Annotated in this window: 12 protein-coding genes; 6 read left to right on the forward strand and 6 right to left on the reverse strand. The window is 39.6% G+C overall.

The features are described from left to right. Window positions 1-59: 59 nt before the first annotated feature. Complete coding sequence (locus Q0791_RS14515) at window positions 60-269, forward strand: hypothetical protein (protein WP_299007748.1); 210 nt, start codon at window positions 60-62, stop codon at window positions 267-269. Between the two features lie 255 nt (window positions 270-524). On the opposite strand, the gene Q0791_RS14520 is transcribed toward Q0791_RS14515, so the two are convergent. Together Q0791_RS14520 and Q0791_RS14525 are read right to left on the reverse strand one after the other, a co-directional pair. Continuing rightward, on the reverse strand, window positions 525-1,130 hold the full coding sequence (locus Q0791_RS14520) for a DUF924 family protein (RefSeq protein WP_299007749.1): 606 nt from the start codon (window positions 1,128-1,130) through the stop codon (window positions 525-527). Continuing rightward, complete coding sequence (locus tag Q0791_RS14525) at window positions 1,123-2,238, reverse strand: cyclic nucleotide-binding domain-containing protein (RefSeq protein ID WP_299007751.1); 1,116 nt, start codon at window positions 2,236-2,238, stop codon at window positions 1,123-1,125. The genes Q0791_RS14520 and Q0791_RS14525 overlap by 8 nt, the downstream gene beginning before the upstream one ends. Window positions 2,239-2,860: 622 nt before the next feature. Between Q0791_RS14525 and hrpA the strand changes: the two genes are divergently transcribed. Further along, the gene (gene hrpA / locus Q0791_RS14530; RefSeq protein WP_299007815.1) at window positions 2,861-6,826 is read left to right on the forward strand and encodes an ATP-dependent RNA helicase HrpA; all 3,966 of its coding nucleotides are present in this window, start codon (window positions 2,861-2,863) and stop codon (window positions 6,824-6,826) included. A 222-nt stretch (window positions 6,827-7,048) separates the two neighbouring features. Here the strand turns inward: hrpA and Q0791_RS14535 are convergent, their stop codons facing one another. Then, window positions 7,049-9,274 (reverse strand): hypothetical protein, encoded by a 2,226-nt coding sequence (locus Q0791_RS14535; protein ID WP_299007754.1) that lies wholly within the window; start codon window positions 9,272-9,274, stop codon window positions 7,049-7,051. 212 nt (window positions 9,275-9,486) lie between these two features. On the opposite strand from Q0791_RS14535, the gene Q0791_RS14540 reads away from it, so the two are divergent. The 3 genes from Q0791_RS14540 (at window position 9,487) to Q0791_RS14550 (ending at window position 13,995) form a co-directional block, all read left to right on the forward strand. Next, on the forward strand, window positions 9,487-10,842 hold the full coding sequence (locus Q0791_RS14540) for an acyclic terpene utilization AtuA family protein (protein ID WP_299007757.1): 1,356 nt from the start codon (window positions 9,487-9,489) through the stop codon (window positions 10,840-10,842). Continuing rightward, window positions 10,842-11,159: a DUF4387 domain-containing protein gene (locus tag Q0791_RS14545; RefSeq protein WP_299007760.1), complete on the forward strand. Its 318-nt coding sequence runs from the start codon at window positions 10,842-10,844 to the stop codon at window positions 11,157-11,159. The genes Q0791_RS14540 and Q0791_RS14545 overlap by 1 nt, the downstream gene beginning before the upstream one ends. A gap of 613 nt (window positions 11,160-11,772) precedes the next feature. Further along, window positions 11,773-13,995: a M4 family metallopeptidase gene (locus tag Q0791_RS14550; RefSeq protein ID WP_299007763.1), complete on the forward strand. Its 2,223-nt coding sequence runs from the start codon at window positions 11,773-11,775 to the stop codon at window positions 13,993-13,995. Between the two features lie 140 nt (window positions 13,996-14,135). On the opposite strand, the gene fadE is transcribed toward Q0791_RS14550, so the two are convergent. Continuing rightward, window positions 14,136-16,583 carry an acyl-CoA dehydrogenase FadE gene (gene fadE, locus Q0791_RS14555; RefSeq protein ID WP_299007766.1) on the reverse strand — a complete coding sequence of 816 codons (2,448 nt, stop codon included), beginning with the start codon at window positions 16,581-16,583 and terminating at the stop codon, window positions 14,136-14,138. A 247-nt stretch (window positions 16,584-16,830) separates the two neighbouring features. Between fadE and Q0791_RS14560 the strand changes: the two genes are divergently transcribed. Further along, window positions 16,831-17,628, forward strand: coding sequence for a class II glutamine amidotransferase (locus tag Q0791_RS14560; RefSeq protein ID WP_299007769.1), 798 nt, complete (start codon window positions 16,831-16,833; stop codon window positions 17,626-17,628). A 73-nt stretch (window positions 17,629-17,701) separates the two neighbouring features. On the opposite strand, the gene Q0791_RS14565 is transcribed toward Q0791_RS14560, so the two are convergent. Then, window positions 17,702-18,466 (reverse strand): DUF3108 domain-containing protein, encoded by a 765-nt coding sequence (locus Q0791_RS14565; protein ID WP_299007819.1) that lies wholly within the window; start codon window positions 18,464-18,466, stop codon window positions 17,702-17,704. A gap of 95 nt (window positions 18,467-18,561) precedes the next feature. Next, on the reverse strand, window positions 18,562-18,966 hold the full coding sequence (locus Q0791_RS14570; protein WP_299007772.1) for an MGMT family protein: 405 nt from the start codon (window positions 18,964-18,966) through the stop codon (window positions 18,562-18,564). Window positions 18,967-19,269: the final 303 nt, after the last annotated feature.

Here is a 19,269-nt window from a genome sequence, read left to right on the forward strand (position 1 = left end):
GTTATATGAAGAACCATCTTATTTATCGCAATGTCTTCGGGATTATTTAGAATAAAAATATGAGGGGATCTTTAAGGTATGAGCCAGTAGATATTGACGTTTTTAGAGATTATAGCGTTAAGGTGTATGAAATTAATAAGTTTGATGCACATTTTGCTTCGATGAAAACAAATAGTGGCAATTCACATGGCGCTGTTTTTTACGAGCAATCAGGTAAAGTTAACTTATGGGATAGAGTGCGAATAGAAATTGCCAAATATTTTGCATAGATAGCCATAAGACCAATGTTTAAATGTCAGCCAAACTCTTATGTGAATAACTCAGTCGAGTTATTTGGAATAGGCCCCAAGGTAACTTCTATCAATACTGTACGCGAAATTACCTTCCCGTTACTTCGTATCTCCCTAAAAGAGTAATAGACAAGGTGAAGCCAGTTTGACGAATTGATTAAATTGAAGGAAAAAGCCCTAGCACTTGGTATGGGTATTTAATTCTTAGATTCTGGATATTGGCCATCATCATGTTTAAAATGACGACATTGGCTCCTTTAAAAATGCCAGCTCTTCAGCAGATGAGAGCCTACCTAGTGCCTCGTTGCGATGCGGGTAACGACCAAATCGATCAATGATTTCTTTATGCCGATATACAAATTTTCTGACAAACTGTTTTGCTTTGGGTGGAAACAAAAAACCACTAATCAATTTATCATAGTAGACCTTTGAAAGCATTTGAATATATTTATTTTCACTATGCATTAATGGCAAGTAGAAAAAATATTTTTGGAAGGTATTTAAATGCTTATCAAATCCATTATTCAAGCCACACATACAGGCATATAGGGCTTTTTTATCAAAAGAAAAAGCCTCGGCTTTATTTCTAAACATATGTCTAGGAAATTGATCAAATAAAATAATATAAGCAAGGTTTTTATGTTTACAATAAATCCAATCATCGTATTTACCATCATTTTCCATGTCTAGCATGCTAGAGAATTTTTCAATAATTTCATCATCAATCTGTGATGTAGAATTAAACCACCAAGGCTTTTGTTTTGTGATTAATTTTCTCAGTATATCTAAACGATAATTATCATAGAACCAATAAGATAAAATAGTGTTTGCTTCATCCATTGCTTTGTTCTCCTTGACTGCAATATTTATTGCTACGGATATTTAAAGGTAAACTCATAGAAGTGTTTCTCCATATTCTAATTAAATCATCTTTGTTGGTAATATTATTTAAGGCATTTAGACTTACAATGCCTATTTTAACATTATCACAACCAGCAATAAGATCTGCATCTATAGGATTCTTTCGTAAAAAGAAGGTTTTTCCAAAAAAATGACCTTCCATTATTATTTCTTTAACTTGACCATTCTCACTTACAAGTACAAAACCGTTTAAAACAAAATAGCTGCAGCGTTCATACTTTTCCCCTTTTTTTATAATCAAGTCTCCTTTTTGGTAATTTACCACTACAGAGTTGGAAAAAAAATTATTAACTGATTTTTCTGATACACCATGGAATAAAGTATCTTTTAATTTTTCAGAAGGTAAATCCTTATGGTTTATTTTTTTAAACAAATCGCTGCACTCATTACTTTCTATTTTCTTTACTAAACTTATTAAATTAACACTTAACTTTTTTGTTTTTTTAAGTCTTGAGAAAAATAAGACTAACTTAAAAAAAATATAATTGGGATTGTAAGTAAATAGCGCCATAGGTACTCTATGACCATTATTTTCTTTCTTTACATTTAGATAGGAAAAAGGCCTAAAACCTCGTTTTAATGCATACCAATATAACATAGGCTTTATTAACGCAACAGCCATTACCTTTCCATTCATTATCATGAATTGATAGACCGCCATTATCAATTTAGTAACGATAAGATATTTAGCTTCAGATGGATCGACACAAAATCCTACCACTATGAAGATATTGGGTAATATTTCCCGAGGTAACTCATTAATCCTGTACTCTACCATTAGTTTTTTTGATTTAAGTAAATATTTTGCCTCTACGAGTTTGACAACGCCTACCACTTGACCATTTTTATTTCTGCAAGAAAAATGGCAAATATTGGAAGAGGCTTTTTCTTTTTCTATAGACTCAATATCAAACCTCATCACTCGGCCAAATGATTTGTTGATTAAAGCTTCACATTCGTCAAGTTGTTCCATGTTCTGAATTTTTTCAACTTTATATGAAAAAAATCTAATTATGCTTTTCAACATAAATGGTGTCCCCTTGAGTGACTGCTATGTTTCTAATAGATTAGAAACAATCAATGAGCACAACAGGTTTTTCAGCCAGTCTTCATTACATTATTACATTGATATCGTCTGACTGGTTATAATATCGAATGATACACTCTGACAATATAGAAAAGTAATGTATTGTCGTCGTCAGTCTTAAGTGCGAATCAAGACTAGCTAATAGAATGGTTTTTTGTTTCCAATCTAGACTTTATTACTACATCATTAGGTAAGCTGCATGTTCTTAACCTTAAAATATAACTGCATTCATTTTTTTATGGTTAAAGAGGTTTGAATCGCTATTTGAAACTCTTCACCACCTTTGTGACTATCAAACACTTTGATTTCTTGTTAAAATCGCCGCCTTTGATTTTGGTTATGGACTTTTGATTTGACTTCGCATTTGAACCCTCATTCTGGCGCTATTTCTGGGCGTAAAACAGATCATGCTGCTGACACGCATTCTGATGTATCAGACGATCTTGCTTCATATAAGCAGACGGGGGCAGATGATGTGCCTTCTTCAAAAGAGAATGCCAGTTCTCAAACAAATGCCAGTACTGAGATAAATGCCGCCAGTACTCAGATAAATGATACTCAAATGAAAATGCCTCATCCATTGTCATCGGCATTTTTAAAAACTTGTTTTCAGGCAGATGCGGCTCGTATTAGAAAGCGTTTATTTCGATTGAATAAACCCGCTCATTCTTCTGATAAGAAGAGAAACCATAAGCATGTAAAGGCGCAGCAAGGAAAAGACAAGATTGATGATACAGCATCAAACCCGCAAGCAGTAGCCAAAAAGCATGAAGAACTTGAAAGGCTGACCGAGCAGGCTCTAAAATCGCGGGAAAAAGTCGAGCAACGTCTCGCTAATCGACCTAAGATTAATTACCCCGAAAATCTGCCCATTTCCCAAAAGCGTGAAGAAATTGCCGCGGCGATTGCCGCAAATCAAGTGGTGATTGTGGCGGGGGAGACGGGATCGGGTAAAACCACTCAGCTGCCTAAAATTTGTTTGGATTTGGGCTTAGGTACTCGCGGACTTATAGGTCATACTCAGCCCAGACGATTAGCCGCTCGCAGTGTGGCGACGCGTATTGCTGAAGAAATGAAAACCCCTTTGGGTGAAGCTGTGGGTTTTAAAGTACGTTTTGCCGATGCCATTCAGCCCGAGTCATATATAAAACTCATGACAGATGGTATTTTATTGGCGGAGCTGACTTCCGATAAGTTTCTCGATCAATATGACGCTATTATTATCGATGAGGCCCATGAGCGCAGTTTAAACATTGATTTTATTTTGGGGTACTTGAAAAAAGTATTGAAAAAACGTCCCGATTTGAAAGTGATTGTGACCTCAGCCACCATTGATGTTAAGCGTTTTTCAAAGCATTTTAATGATGCACCTGTTATTGAAGTTTCTGGACGCACTTATCCGGTGGAGACCCGTTATCGGCCCTTGGTGTCGAATGATGATACCGACATGGATATGATGGATGGTATTTTTGCCGCCACCGATGAGCTGGTTAACGAAGGCTTAGGGGATATTCTTATTTTCTTAAGCGGTGAGCGTGAAATTCGTGATGTGGCTGAGCAGCTTAATAAGCGTCAATATCGAGACACCGAAATTTTGCCCTTGTATGCCAGATTATCCTATGGCGAGCAGTCTAAAGTCTTTAACAGCCACGTGGGGCGACGCATTGTATTGGCCACTAACGTGGCAGAAACCTCGTTAACGGTTCCTGGGATACGTTATGTGATTGATCCCGGATTTGCACGCATTAGTCGTTACAGTTACCGCACTAAAGTTCAACGTTTGCCTATTGAAGCCATTTCACAGGCGAGCGCGAATCAACGTCAAGGGCGTTGTGGTCGTGTGGCGGAGGGGATCTGTATTCGTTTGTACAGTGAAGAGGATTTTAATAATCGCCCAGAATTTACCGATCCCGAGATTTTGCGCACTAACTTAGCGTCAGTGATTTTGAAAATGTTGGCCATTGGACTTGGGGATATTGAGCATTTTCCCTTTATTCAAGCGCCAGATCCCCGTTACATTCGTGATGGTTTTTTATTACTTGAAGAATTGGAGGCGGTAGATAAACACAAGCAAGGGCTCAAATTGACGCCTTTGGGTAAGCAATTGGCACACATTCCGGTGGACCCCCGCTTAGCCCGTATGGTGATCGAAGGGAATAAAAACGCTTGTTTGCATGAAGTGCTAGTGATCGCCTCGGCCTTGTCTATTCAAGATCCTCGTGAACGGCCAATGGATAAACAGCAAGCCGCGGATCAGGCCCATCAACGTTTTATTGATAGTGACTCGGATTTTATTGCTTGGCTCAATTTGTGGGATTTTATTAAAACCAGTCAAAAACAATACAGCAGTAATCAGTTTAGAAAACAGTGTAAGAAAGAATTCTTGGCTTACATGCGGGTTCGTGAGTGGCAAGACTTGTATGCACAATTAAAGCAAGCGACTCATGATTTGAAATGGACACTCAATACGGTCAATGAAGAGATTAATTACGAGCTATTACATCGATCGCTGCTAACAGGCTTGCTCAGTCATATTGGCTTTAAAGATAAAGACAAAGAGTACCTTGGTGCTCGTAATCGTAAGTTTTTTGTGTTTCCCGGCTCACCACTGGCTAAAAAAGGCCCTAAATGGGTGATGGCGGCAGAGCTGACTGAAACGTCCCGTTTATTTGCTCGCTGTTGCGCGAAAATTCAACCCGAGTGGATTGTGCCCTTGGCCCAACATTTAGTAAAAAAGCACTATTTTGAGCCTCATTTTGAAGCCAAGCAGGGCAGTGTGATGGCTTTTGAAAATCAAGTCTTGTATGGTTTAACGATAGTGAATCGTCGCAAGATCCAGTATGGGCCTGTTGATCCTGCAGAAGCTCGAAATATTTTTATTCGTAGCGCCTTGGCAGAAGGGCAATTGCGAACAAAAGAGGCCTTTTTCATCAATAATCAAAAATTATTGCTTGATATTGAGTCATTGGAGCATAAATCTCGTCGCCGAGATATTTTGGTGGATGAGCAAGTGTTAGTGGACTTTTATCAAGCTAAAGTGCCCGATGCCATTTATAACGCGGCCTCTTTTCACCGCTGGTGGAAAAAAGCGCAACAACAAGCGCCCAACTTACTGAATTTTGAGCGTGATAGTTTGATGCAGCGCAGTGACAGTCATGTGTCGGCATTGGATTTTCCAGAGCGTTGGCAAAAAGGTAATTTGCAGCTACAGGTGAGTTATCATTTTGAGCCATCCGCCAATGATGATGGCGTGTCGGTGCACATTCCCGTGGCTCTGATTAACCAAGTTGATGACAGTGATTTTGACTGGCAAGTGCCCGGTTTACGTGAAGAAAAAGTGGTGGCGCTGATCCGCTCCTTGCCTAAAACTTTAAGGCGTAATTTTGTGCCTGCACCCGATTACGCGCAGGCTTGTGTTCAGGCCATGACGCCCTTTGAATTACCCTTAGTTGATGCCATGTGTAAGCAGTTATTACGCATGAGTGGCGTTAGGATCGCGCCGACGGATTTTGATGTGTCTCAGCTGAGCCAACATTTACAAGTGAACTTTAAGATTGAAGGCAATAAAGGCGAATTATTGGCACAAGGGCGGAATTTATTGCCACTCAAAGACAGCATGCAAGGGCAAGTTTCTCAAGCTATTCGTCAAGTGGCCGATGCGGGCATTGAGCAAGATGCGCTGACGACTTGGTCATTTGGCGATTTACCTAAGCAATATCAGCAGCGTAAAGGTCATTTTGAAGTCAAAGCGTTTCCGGCGTTAGTAGCCCATAAAGCCAGTGTATCCATTAAATTATTTGATAATGAGCATGAGGCGGATAAAGCCCATTTGGCGGGTCTTAAAACCTTATTACTGCTTAATATTCCCTCTCCGGTAAAATATTTGCAAAAGAGTTTGCCCAATAAGGCCAAATTGGCCATGTACTTTAATCCTTTTGGACAAGTACAAGTGCTAATCGATGACATTTTATCGGCAGCCGTGCAGCGTCTATTGGATGAAAAACAGCTCGATATTCGTGACGAGGCCAGTTTTAATGCCGCGAAAGATTGGGTTCGACAAGAGCTCAATCCCACGGCGGAGAAGATTTCACTGGATGTGGAAGCCATTTTGACGTTATACCAACAAGTGAAGAAACGCTTAAAGGGAAAAATCAGTCTCGATATTGCTTTTGCCATGAGTGATATCCATGCTCAGCTTGATAAGCTGGTGTTTAAAGGTTTTGTCCAAAGCTGTGGTTGGCAGCGTCTGCCTGATGTGTTGCGGTATTTAAAGGCCATTGAAAAGCGGTTAGAGAAATTACCCGTGGATCCCAATCGAGACAGATTGCATATGCACAGCATCAGTAAAGTGCAAGCGCAGCTGGATACTCAATTGGCCAAGCTGCCAAAAAACATGCCTGTACCTGAGGTCTTAGTGGAGGCGCGGTGGATGATTGAAGAATATCGCGTATCGTGTTTTGCGCAAATATTGGGCACTGCTTGCCCTATTTCGGAAAAACGCATTTTAAATAAAATTGCCGAACTTTGATGGCGCTATCGCTTATGATGAGCTCGTATGACGGTTTTCATCATAGATGGGTTGTCGATTAAGTGACTAACCTATTTTAGGAAATATACCCGTGACTGTATCACGGGTATAAATAGGTTCTGAGCTATAGATGCGGCTATGGATCTAATAGTTCAGAACCTCTATTCTTGTTAAGAAAATTGATCTGTTAAATGGGGGGACATTAACCCATCAAGTGTTTGATTATTCATCGTCACTCTCATAAACACTGTCATCATAATCACTATCGCTGTCATCATCGTCGAAATAGGCTTGAATGTGAGCCAATGCGGCATCATCTTTTGCTACAAGGACATAACGATCGTCGGCCAGTGAAAGGTTCATGACTTTATTTTGGTCGAGATCGTTAAAAATTGCACCGACTTTAACTTGGTAGATGTTGATATGATCTTGTAATGCATTTAGATTTTCAATGAGTTGTTCTTTGTCGTCTAGATTAAATGATTCAGAGCTGGCGTACTTTTTTGTCAGTAATTCAGATAGCTTAACTGTCTGTTTAAGATGAATGACATTGTCTTCTGTTTGAGTCAAGGTATCAAGATTAGTGTTATTAACCCCTTTAGAAATATCAATTTTATGTATGCTTAATTCAAGAGGGTAGTTATGCTTGTCGGCAAGGGATACTAGGGTATCTTTGATCTTGTGAAGTTGTGTGTCTGTGTATAAGTGCTCAACTTCTATGTCATTGACGAGTGCTGTACAATTCACATTTTGCATGATACGACTTAATAAAAAACCGTAACTCCAATTTGTTAATTGGCCGTCTTGGTACTCTTGCCAAATCTCAGTTCCCTCTGGTACTTTTGGGTGCTGCTCATAATAACTGGCAAAGGCTGGGAAGTTAAATATGGGGGTCTTTTTGTCCGCTTTATTATAAATGACGCTAACGAGACCATCTTTGTTGGCGCGAGTTTGTGTTAACTGTGTGTATTCGTTATTGTCTATGGCGAGTCGTTTATTGTAAAAGTCGTCAAAGAGGGCAATATGTTGAATTTCTGCTCGTGTTGTTGTTCCGTGATAGGCCTGAGCTAACAAAAGTTTTTCATGCGGGTTTTTCATTAAGGTTAATAGTTGGGTTTGCTTCTCAGCGCTGGTTAATTGATAACCTTCTTTGCGCAGATCTTGCATTTGTTTTTCATAGGCTTGTTTATCTTGAGGTGTGAAGACCTCATTGTTTTTCATGCGATCGGCTATGTGTATGATATTTTCTTGAGCAAACTGTGGTGAGCGTGTTAAAAATGTGCTGTCGTCATGAGATACTAATGTCCTAGTGCGGCCATTTTGCTTATCAAATACAGTGATGTTAAAACCCGTTTTTGTTTCTTTGAGATCAAATGAGAAGGTATATCGGGCCATTTCTTCGTTTAATGCATAAATATGTTGAGTGATATGCTTGCCCTGTATGATATCTGTTAGCATATCAAAATATTCTTGTCTATAACCGGATTTTGTCATTTGACTCACAATCTGATCTAACAATTTTTGCTCGACATGATGAAAAGCATTGGGAGCGATCTTTTTCGCTTCGATTGGTTGAAGAGTATCGAGCATTGCCTCTGTGGTTTTGTGTTTTGGCTGGGTAGAAGTGAGTTCTAGTGTTTTAGCCTTTGGTTGTGATCTTGTGTTCTCATTACTAAGGGCTAATTTAAGTCTTGATTGTGCCTTTTCATTCATCAAAAATGTGGCGGTATTCTGATCTTGAGCGACTTCAAGATGAGGTTTTTTCATCGCTTCTTGTTTGTGTTCTTGATCGTTTTTAGCTTGGTTGTTTGTATCTTGATGCCTTGTTTTATTTTGATTGTGTGTTTTATTATCATTGAGTAATGGAATATTCGTTCCTTGTGTACCCTTAGGTGATATTGGCATGTCGATGTCGAGTACATCGTTTACTGTATTGTCCTGCTTGTTGATAATATGATTGTCAAATGTACTATGCTTCTGTGTGATGAGATCCCGTGCTAAATAGGCCGTTAATGCCTCTTTTATTTTTGGATCTGACACTTCACTGAGGAGTATCTTTTTATTGCTAGCATCTTGCATGATCTCAAAGAGATTAAGTGTTTTTATTGTCTGGTTGTCAATGTTAAAACTAACGATCCCTTTGTCAATATTCGGTTTTATTTCAAAGTATTGTTGGAAATAGGCTGAACATTCACCTTTCATTCCCTTTAGTGCATCGACGCTTTGCTTAAAGTCAGTGGTATTGGTTAAAACAGTATAATAGCCCATAGCAACGCCTCGGTTGACGCCGGAGAACCAGTCTTTAATGGTGTTCCAGATTTTTTCATAAAATTGTTGTTGCTCAACGGATTTTACATAGACATCAACGGCTTTGCCGTGATTATTCTTCAGTTGCAGATGGACGGGATCCGTGGTTGATGTTGGTGTCGCTGGTATTGATGTTGGCATGGCTAATACCTTCCTAAGTCATTAAAAAAATGAACTATATATGAGTTACTCTGATAAAAATTCCATTTTTTTACATCAATTATCGTAAATGAATAGTGAGGTGAAAGTCATTCGCATTTAGAGGAGGATTGGGGCTAATGAGCTGTTTCATTGGCTGTGGTTGGACTTTTTACGCTTGCTGACTAAGCTTTAGAAAAAAAACACGGGTAGTGATGATGCTTGATAAAATGACCGTATTATCCCCAACAGCCATTTTAGGCTATGGTTTTCCATTAGCTTCTTTTGAGCGCGGTATGGCCATGAAGCCTGATGTTATTGCCGTTGATGCAGGCTCGGTGGATCCCGGCCCTTTTTATTTAGGCTCAGGAAAATCTTTTACGGATAGGGCAGCCGTGAAACGGGATTTATTGCACATGATAACGGCAGGCATAAAAGCGGCTATTCCAGTGATTGTGGGATCTTCTGGAGGATCGGGTGCCAAAGCTCACCTCGACTGGACCTTGAATATTGTGCAAGAATTGCTTGTTGAGCAAGGCTTAACAGCAAAAATTGGAGTGATTTCTGCCGATATTGACAAGCAGCTTGTCATTGATGCAATGAATGATAATAAAGTGACCCCATTGGCGGGGTTAACCCCATTATTAGCAGAAGATGTGCAAGCGTCCACATCCATTGTCGCTCAAATGGGAACAGAGCCATTTATTGAGGCCCTTGATGCGGGTTGTCAGATTATTTTAGCGGGAAGAGCCTATGATCCCGCTGTATTTGCCGCTTTACCTATAAAAAGAGGTTTTGATGCGGGCTTAGCCATTCATATGGGGAAAATTTTAGAATGTGCGGCTATTGCCGCAACGCCGGGTTCGGGCTCAGATTGTGTGGTCGGGGTGATTGATCAATCGGGTTTTACTCTTGTTCCATGCAGTGATGTAAGACACTTTACTGAAGATTCTGTGGCTGCCCATACCTTGTATGAAAAATCGAACCCTTATGTGTTACCCGGTCCTGGGGGAAGCTTAGATTTAACCCAGGTTCAGTTTAGAGCATTAGCCTATGGGCAAGTGCGTGTGACAGGAAGCCGTTTTGTAAAAGATGAGGTTTATCGTGTGAAATTAGAGGCGGCGCGATTGCAAGGTTATCGGACGGTGAGCATTGCAGGTATTCGCGATCCTATTATGATTGCCGAAATAGATGAAATATTAGCGACCATCAAAGACAAAATGTTTGTTAGGATGAAAGAAGATCACATAGAGGGGTTTGTTGATTTTCATGTCTATGGTAAAAATGCTGTCATGGGGCAGCAAGAACCTGTAAAAGCCAGTCAAGCCCATGAATTAGGTGTGGTTATTGAAGTGGTTGCGAAAGAACAAAGTATTGCCGATAGTATTTGCAGTTTAACCCGTTCGACATTATTGCATTATGGCTACCCAAATCGCATTGCGACAGCAGGAAATTTGGCCTTTCCTTTTTCTCCCTCTGACTTAAGCGCTGGGCCTGTTTATGTTTTTTCAATGTATCATTTAATTGAAATGCAAGAGCGTTCCTTTTTTAAATTGAAGGTGATGAATTGATGAAAAAGACACTGACTGAGCTTGCTAAGGTGATCCGCTCTAAAAACTGTAGCCCTTTTGAGTTGACGTTTGATATTATTTTTAATGATAGAGAAGATTATGAACAATTAAAGCGCTCGCAGCAGATAAACAATGCGTTAATTGCTCGTTTATACAATATTTCTGTTGATGAGGTGAAATCAATTATTTATTTTGAACCTGCTAAGGCGATCAAAATAGTGATTAATCGCACTCAATCTTCAGGTAGTAAAGGAGACACAGATGTGTATGGTGCTCAGCAACATGCCCCCTTGCTGGGAGTGATACTTGATTATTGATTATTGATTATTGATTATTGATTATTGATTATTATTTCATTGTTTTTAATTTTTTTCTTTTTTCTTTTTTCTTTTTTATATTTTCTTATTTATATCTCATCTTAAATTAGTACTCAATAATTTATTTAATTCGCACTTTGATATTTAATATATTATTTAAGTGATTAAAATTTTTAGTGAGTGATTTTGTTATGGTAATACTTAAAATAAAGGGTTCGATATAATGAAAATCTTGATTTTTAATCTAATACTTTATGGTTGTTCTTATGGTTATCAATAATCGCAGTGATTTTTTATTAGCATGATTTTTATTGAATTTTTCATACATTAGCAAAAGTTAATGTTTTATGTTTGACAAGTTTATTCCCTGTACTAGCCTTAGATCGAAATACTGATGTGATGTAAGACATATTATAAAGCAGTACGCTTGTTGTATAAGTATTGAGCTTTATGGAAATGTTTAAGTCATTTAATTCATGGTGATGAAAAGGCATATCATTGTTAGTCGTTAATTTTGAATAATAGTACAGTTTTATATTCATAATAATGAGTGGTATGTGTGATTTATCTTGATGGTGATCATTTTTCAACTTACACTTATAAGGATATTTAAATGTTTAAAAAAAGTATCATCTCTTGTTCAATTTTAGGACTATTTTCTTTTCTACCTTCGATTACTTTTTCAGCGACTCAGCTTGATTTACGTAATAACCAGACTCAATTATTAGGTATTAATACCGATAAAAATGATTTGAGAAGTTTACTTAACTTCAATGATAATGACGGTCTTGAATTATTAAAACAACGGATCACATCAGCGAATATGACCCATACTCGCTATCGTCAGCTATATCAAGGGATCCCTGTTTGGGGGCACCATGTGTTAGTGACATCAGATGAGTCTCAGCAAGTGGTCGCGCTTCACGGGGCATTGCTTAAAGGTATTGAAAAAGATATCAGTACTCAAAGTATACTAAGCAATAAAATACAGCCTAAAAAAGTGCTGATAAAGCAGCAAAATGCATTGAAAGCCCAAAATCCTCTAGTGAAAGACTGGGTTTTTGAGAATATTATTAGTGAGAAAGTGATTTATTTAAATGAAAGAAATCAAGCTAAATTGGCTATTTTTATCTCCTTCTTTGCTGACTCAGTCAAGGGAGGCAATCCCACTCGGCCCACTTATATTATCGATGCGATAACGGGAGATATGATAGAGACTTATGATGCTTTGGCTTTTGCGAATGGTACAGGCCCAGGCGGTAATGAAAAAGTGGGTCAATATCATTATGGTACGGATTTTCCTACTTTTGATATTGCTGATCTTGATGGTAGCACTTGCCAAATGCAAAACACCAATGTCAAAACCGTTGATTTAAATCATGGTACATCAGGCACCTCAGTATACGAGTTTGGTTGCTATGAAAATACCAAAAAAGAAATCAATGGGGCTTATTCTCCACTTAATGATGCTCACTTCTTTGGTGGAGTGGTGTTTGATATGTTTAACGATTGGTATCAAACCGCGCCACTCACTTTTCAATTAATCATGAGAGTCCATTATTCCAATGATTATGAGAATGCATTTTGGAATGGTTCTTCCATGACTTTTGGTGATGGGAGGAATACCTTCTATCCATTAACGTCGCTCGATGTTTCTGCTCATGAAGTGAGCCATGGCGTGACCGAGCAAAATTCGAATTTACAATATTCGAATCAGCCTGGGGGAATTAATGAATCATTTTCTGATATTTCAGGGGATGCGGCCGAGTTTTATATGAAAGGCACCAATGATTTTTTAGTGGGAGCGGATATTTTTAAAGCGGCAACGGGGGCGCTGCGCTATTTTGCCGATCCTACATTGGATGGTCGCTCTATTGGGCATGTGGATGACTATTATGATGGATTAAATGTGCACTATTCCAGTGGGGTTTTTAATCGAGCTTTTTATCATTTGGCCACGACACCAGGTTGGGATACTCGTAAAGCTTTTGATCTTTGGGTGAAAGCCAATTTAGATTACTGGGGGCCACTGACCAATTTCCAACAAGGAGCTGAAGGTATTTTAGATGCCGCTATAGCGCTGAAAGAGACGAACCCGAATTTTGATTATCCTGCGACTGATGTGCGTGATGCGTTTGCGGTTGTGGGAATTGATTTAGTGTTGCCTGATGAGCCAGTGGCAAATTTTGAGTTTAGTAAAGCGTTTTTAACCGTGAGTTTTATGGATACAAGTACCAGTCCAAATGGCAATATTACCACTTGGGCGTGGGATTTTGGTGATGGAAATAGTGATGTAATACAAAATCCTGTTCATACTTATGCCGATCCGGGTGTGTACCAAGTGGGTTTGACAGTCACGGATGCTGATGACCGTTCTCATTCAGTGATGCAAAGTATTAGCGTTTCTTCAACATTGGATTATTGTGCAGTATCAGGTGGTTCAAATAATTATGAGTGGATAAGTGGTGTCAGTGTGGGAAGCTTTAATCATAGCTCTGGGGCCAGTGGTTATTCTGACTTTAGAGGGCAAGTGATTGATATAACTAAAGGCACTGGATACGCTATGGTATTAACACCGGGGTATTCTGGTGCATCTTATACTGAGAATTGGTTTATTTGGGTTGATTTAAATCAAGATGGTGACTTTGATGATGCAGGAGAGGAGCTCTTCAATGGTACTGGCTCAAATGCAATAACAGGACTATTAACAGTGCCTACGACTGCAATGACGGGCCAGACAGTAATGAGAGTGTCTATGCAGTGGAACTCGTCAGTTGCTGCATGTGAAGCCTTTAGTTGGGGAGAAGTCGAAGACTACACCATTAATGTTCAATAATTAGCCTGAAGAGTTAAGCGACTAGAGTCAATGTCTATTGATGGTATAAATTAAAATAGATTGAGTTGTGATGTTGATTGATGAAAAAGGAGGCGCATATTGCGTCTCCTTTTTAATGTTAAGATAAGTATGAAAGCGGCTTAAGCTGCTTGCTCATGATGCTTTTTTGCTGTCATTTGAGCTTGTAACTCCTCAGGTGAAAAATCATCGACATTAATAGACTTCATTCGTCCTATTTCTGCTTTTTCTAATAGTGCGACTTCATCATCAGTTAATACACCTAAGGTTTTCCCTTCTGCCGCCACTTTATCAAGCCACATGAAAGGTAAACGTTTATTGGCTGCTTTACAGACTTTATCAAACAAAGGTTCTGCGGCCAGAAGATCTTTAAAGGCTTCTTCTTGCATACCAATGGGATTATTTTCATGGGCGGCAAAATATTGGCCATTACCTAAACGATCACGACTTGCACCGGGCGTTTGCATAATGGCAGCGACTTTTCCATCAAGCACATCACTTGGGCGGGTGATCGGGCGTCCAAAGGGAAAGATCACGAAACGTAAAACACGGCCTAGTCCCATAGGGAAGTTATCCAGTAATTCATCTAGAGACGTTTGCAGTTTATGCAATGAATCTTCAACTGCCCATTGAACAAGGGGCAAATCTTCTGTTTTACGGCCGTCATCTTGATAACGCTTAAGCGTGGCAGACGTTAAATACAGCTGGCTTAATAAGTCTCCTAGGCGAGCCGAAATACGTTCTTTACGTTTTAAGTTACCGCCTAATGTGGCCATCGCTAAGTCAGAAAGCAAGGCTAAGTTAGCACTAAAACGGTTCATGTGCTGATAATAACGCTTCGTTTTATCAGAATAGGGCGCGTTAGAGAAACGGCTTGAGGTCAAACCTAGCCATAAGCTACGCACAAAGTTACTGGCTGCGAAGCCCATGTGACCAAAAATAGCAGCATCAAAGTCATTTAAGCCTTTATTCGCATCGGGATCAAAAGCTGACTTCATCTCGGCTAGAACATAAGGGTGGCAGCGAATGGCACCTTGTCCATAAATGATCATTGAGCGAGTCAGAATATTAGCGCCTTCAACGGTAATGGCGATGGGGGCTGCTTGATAGCCTCGACCTAAGTAGTTATTAGGGCCAAGACAGACACCTTTTCCGCCATGAATATCCATAGCATCAATAATGCCTTTTTGCATTCGATCGGTTAAATGGTATTTAACGATAGCTGAGATGACAGAAGGTTTTTCACCTAAATCGATGCCTGTGGTCGTTAATGAAGCTACAGCATCCATCAGGTAAGCATTACCCCCGATGCGGGCCATTGGCTCTTCAATGCCTTCAAGTTTACCGATAGGTAATTTAAATTGACGGCGAATGCGAGCATAAGCCCCTGTCGCTAGTGCGTTTGTTTTAATGCCACCTGCGGCATTGGAGGGGAGTGTAATACCACGGCCAACGGATAAGCATTCAACCAACATACGCCAACCTTGCCCCGCCATTTCTGGGCCACCGATAATAAAGCTTAATGGAACAAAGACCTCGTTACCTTGAGTAGGGCCATTTTGGAACATGCAATTGAGTGGGAAGTGACGGCGACCTGTGATCACGCCTTTTAAATCTGTTGGAATAAGGGCACAGGTGATCCCAAGCTCTTTTTTGTCGCCTAATAAGCCATTCGGATCTTGAAGCTTAAAGGCAAGCCCTAATACAGTGGCAACAGGCGCAAGGGTGATATAGCGCTTGTTCCACGTGAGTTTCATGCCTAAGACTTCTTCACCTTCCCATTGGCCTTTACAGACAACACCGAAATCTGGAATGGCACCCGCATCTGAGCCTGCTTCTGGGCTGGTCAATGCAAAGCAAGGGACTTCAAGGCCTTTGGCAAGACGGGGTAAATAGTGATTTTGTTGTTCGACTGTGCCGTAATGTTGTAATAATTCCCCAGGACCAAGAGAATTAGGGACACCCACTGTTGAGGCCAGCTCACTACTGACTCCGGCTAATTTTTGTAAAACCCGCGATTGTGCATAGGCAGAAAATGCTAATCCACCATATTGTTTTTTAATGATCATGGCAAAGAAGCCATTATCTTTTAAATATTGCCAAACTTCTTCGGGAAGATCCGCAAGTTGATGTGACACTTGATGTTGATTGACCATGGCACAAACGGTTTCAACAGGCCCATCAATAAAAGCTTGTTCTTCAGCGGATAAGGTGGCTTTTGGATAATTGTGCAGTTTCTTCCAATTAGGGTTTCCCGCAAAAAGATCCGCTTCCCACCATGTGGTTCCCGCTTCAATCGCTTCTTTTTCCGTTGATGACATTTCAGGCATGATCCCGCGATATACTTTCAATAACGGGCGGGTGATGAAATTTTTGCGAAAAGAGGTTAAATTAAGAGGTAAGGCTATGATAAAAAAGGCGATCCAAGCAATAGGGGAGATGATGTTCATCATCGAACCTGCCACCATTATAATGCCAGCACCAAGTGTTGCAGTCAGCAACGATACTCGTAAATAGGTTAATCCACCTAATACTAAGATCATCGCTATAATCCAAAGTAGCGTATTCACTGTCTTTCTCCTTTAAAGTGTGACCCCATCATTGAAAACGGTCACTAATCGTTACTGGCATTCAGACCCCGTTATTGTTCGTGGTCTGACCTGTATAATATAAAATTTAAACCTTAGTGAAAAGTAATACAAGCTTTTTTAAACATTTGTTTGAATATTTATTATTTTTAATTATTTAATCTGGCGCAATAACTGGGTAAAATGGCGTAAAATTGAGGTTTATCGTGTATAGAGTAGGTGAAGTAAAATGTGTGAACTGCTGGCCATGAGCGCGAATGTGCCAACTGATATCGTGTTTAGTTTTACAGGGTTGGCGGAAAGAGGGGGAGTCACGGGTCCTCATGTTGATGGTTGGGGGATCACTTTTTATGAAGGTAAAGGCAGTCGTTCTTTTAAAGATGCTTGTCCAAGCAGTGAATCGTATATTGCAACTATGATTAAATCCTTCCCGATTAAAAGTGAGCTAGTGATCAGTCACATTCGACAAGCCAATAGAGGTGGGGTTGCATTAGAAAATACTCATCCTTTTATGCGTGAATTATGGGGTAAATATTGGACTTATGCCCATAATGGTCAGCTAAGTGGCTATGAAGACACGTTATTATCTTCTCGTTTCTTACCTGTGGGCGATACAGATAGTGAGCAAGCCTTTTGCTGGATATTAGATAAAGTCTTAGAGAAGTTTGGCGCTATTAAGCCAAGTGATATGATACCTGTATATCGTTATATTGCAAAGTTAGCGGATAAAATTAGGCAGTTAGGCGTGTTTAATATGATTTTAAGTGATGGTGATTTCTTAATGAACTATTGCTCTAATAACCTGTGTTATATCACGCGTAAGGCACCATTTGGTAAAGCAAAGCTGATTGATACTGATGTGGTAGTGGATTTTGATAAAGAAACGACGCCTAATGATATTGTCACCGTTATTGCGACTCGGCCTTTAACTCATAATGAAGAGTGGAGAATACTCAGTCCAGGACAATGGACTCTGTTTAGAAAAGGGGAAGTGGTGATTGATCAGTCTGCGAAAACTGAAGCATGAACCGATGAACATAATGGTTAATTAAACCCCGTTTAAGGCATGATATTTAAACGGGTTTTTATCAAAGATATTTTTATTTAGGAAAGGTTAATTGGCTCATTTTTGTATCGTTCTTATTGTTTTCACCTTGGATCGGGGCGCTGAGTTCAGGGCTAAATTGATAGTTCAATAACTGAATATCCAGTTGTTTACTGCCTTTTTCAAAGTGAGACAGTCTGATGGGTAAATAAGCTAGCGATGGCGCCATCCAGAAAAAGGTTTGCCTTTTCTTGTTGTCCCTAACGACTTCGATTTTTACTGTGTCATAGATGCCGCTGATCACTTTTATTTGTTCTCGGCCTATGACTTTAAATTTATAATCATCGATTTTTCCTTCTTTGACCATTTTGTATTCGAGATTTTTGGCTCCTTTGCTAATGTCTAAGCGAAATTGTAATTGTGCCATTAAAGGATCATAAATCGGCTCTTTATAGGGGAGTTTGGTTTTTTTATCTTTGTAACGACTGAATATTTCTTGTTTATCGCTTAAAAAAACGGTTTGATCTTGATAATCTGAGCCCGTGCCCTCTCTGTCGTGTGTGTAGCGGATTGGGAGTAAATGACCGTTTTTAGCGGTGAATTCACTGAGAATATGACGTTTATCCCACAGCACAAGTAGGCTCACATCACTGTCAAAACGGTACTGATAAATATCCCCTTGCTTTGGCGATAACTGATAACGGGCTTTACCCAGCTCAATACTGCCATAATATACTTGATATTCGGCAGTTTGCGGCGTGAGAGGGGTGATTTCTGCCTGAGTGAATTGGCTGAAAAAAATAACACTGAAGGCGGAGATGAAAGATTTAATTTTTAACAAAGGAACACTCCTTAAAACAATCTCAATATCAGAATTTATATACACTATGCGCTGAATGGATGAATAAGGCCTAGCTAGAAAGGCATTGCGAGCATTAATGTGGCCATATCAGGTTTCCATTCAAACTGGCTTAATTTAATCCGTCCGTTTTTCACTAATACGCCTTCCGCGATTAAATGTTGCATTTGATCCCTGAAAGCGGGGCTATGCTTTTCAAAAGCTATTTTTCCTTGGCTATTGACCACTCGGTGCCAAGGAAGGGTCAAGTGAGAAGGGGCTTGCTTTAAGGCTGTTGATACGAAGCGTGCTCGACCCGGAAGGCCAGCATAATCGGCTATTTTGCCATAACTGCTGATTTTCCCTTTAGGGATCAGGGCAACGATATGCCAGATTTTTTCTTTGGGGCTAGGTTTAGGCGATAATGACTGCAACTTATCATTAATATGAGGCAATTGTTTATTTAATACTGTGCTTTGCATCAGAAACCTTTTACGTCAATAAATTAGCTTAAATATAGCGTATTTTGCCTCTTTATAGGGGGATTTGTTTGTAAATTTCAACCTTGTTGATCAATTTTAGTTGATGATGAACAAAGCGATATTTTATTTAAACTGTAACTTGTTATGTAACCTGAACTCGGGATAAGCAGCGCCCCTTAATAGTACTATTTTTGCCCCTATCTGTGTTGTGCTTTCTACTAATAGCCCGCTATTAGATACGAAATCCCGCCTTGATATCGACAAAAATTGCAGTATTAAGCCAAGTCCGAAAATAAACAATGA

It is taken from the genome of uncultured Shewanella sp., from assembly GCF_947495455.1.
GTDB lineage: Bacteria > Pseudomonadota > Gammaproteobacteria > Enterobacterales > Shewanellaceae > Shewanella.

Excerpts from the sequence above, each read along its gene's own strand:
- Q0791_RS14520 (WP_299007749.1), bottom strand. The coding sequence starts at position 1,130 with ATGGATGAAGCAAACACTATTTTATCTTATTGGTTCTATGATAATTAT.
- Q0791_RS14570 (WP_299007772.1), bottom strand. The coding sequence starts at position 18,966 with ATGCAAAGCACAGTATTAAATAAACAATTGCCTCATATTAATGATAAG.
- Q0791_RS14525 (WP_299007751.1), bottom strand. The coding sequence starts at position 2,238 with ATGTTGAAAAGCATAATTAGATTTTTTTCATATAAAGTTGAAAAAATT.
- Q0791_RS14545 (WP_299007760.1), top strand. The coding sequence starts at position 10,842 with ATGAAAAAGACACTGACTGAGCTTGCTAAGGTGATCCGCTCTAAAAAC.
- Q0791_RS14540 (WP_299007757.1), top strand. The coding sequence starts at position 9,487 with ATGATGCTTGATAAAATGACCGTATTATCCCCAACAGCCATTTTAGGC.
- hrpA (WP_299007815.1), top strand. The coding sequence starts at position 2,861 with ATGAAAATGCCTCATCCATTGTCATCGGCATTTTTAAAAACTTGTTTT.
- Q0791_RS14515 (WP_299007748.1), top strand. The coding sequence starts at position 60 with ATGAGGGGATCTTTAAGGTATGAGCCAGTAGATATTGACGTTTTTAGA.
- Q0791_RS14550 (WP_299007763.1), top strand. The coding sequence starts at position 11,773 with ATGTTTAAAAAAAGTATCATCTCTTGTTCAATTTTAGGACTATTTTCT.
- Q0791_RS14535 (WP_299007754.1), bottom strand. The coding sequence starts at position 9,274 with ATGCCAACATCAATACCAGCGACACCAACATCAACCACGGATCCCGTC.
- Q0791_RS14560 (WP_299007769.1), top strand. The coding sequence starts at position 16,831 with ATGTGTGAACTGCTGGCCATGAGCGCGAATGTGCCAACTGATATCGTG.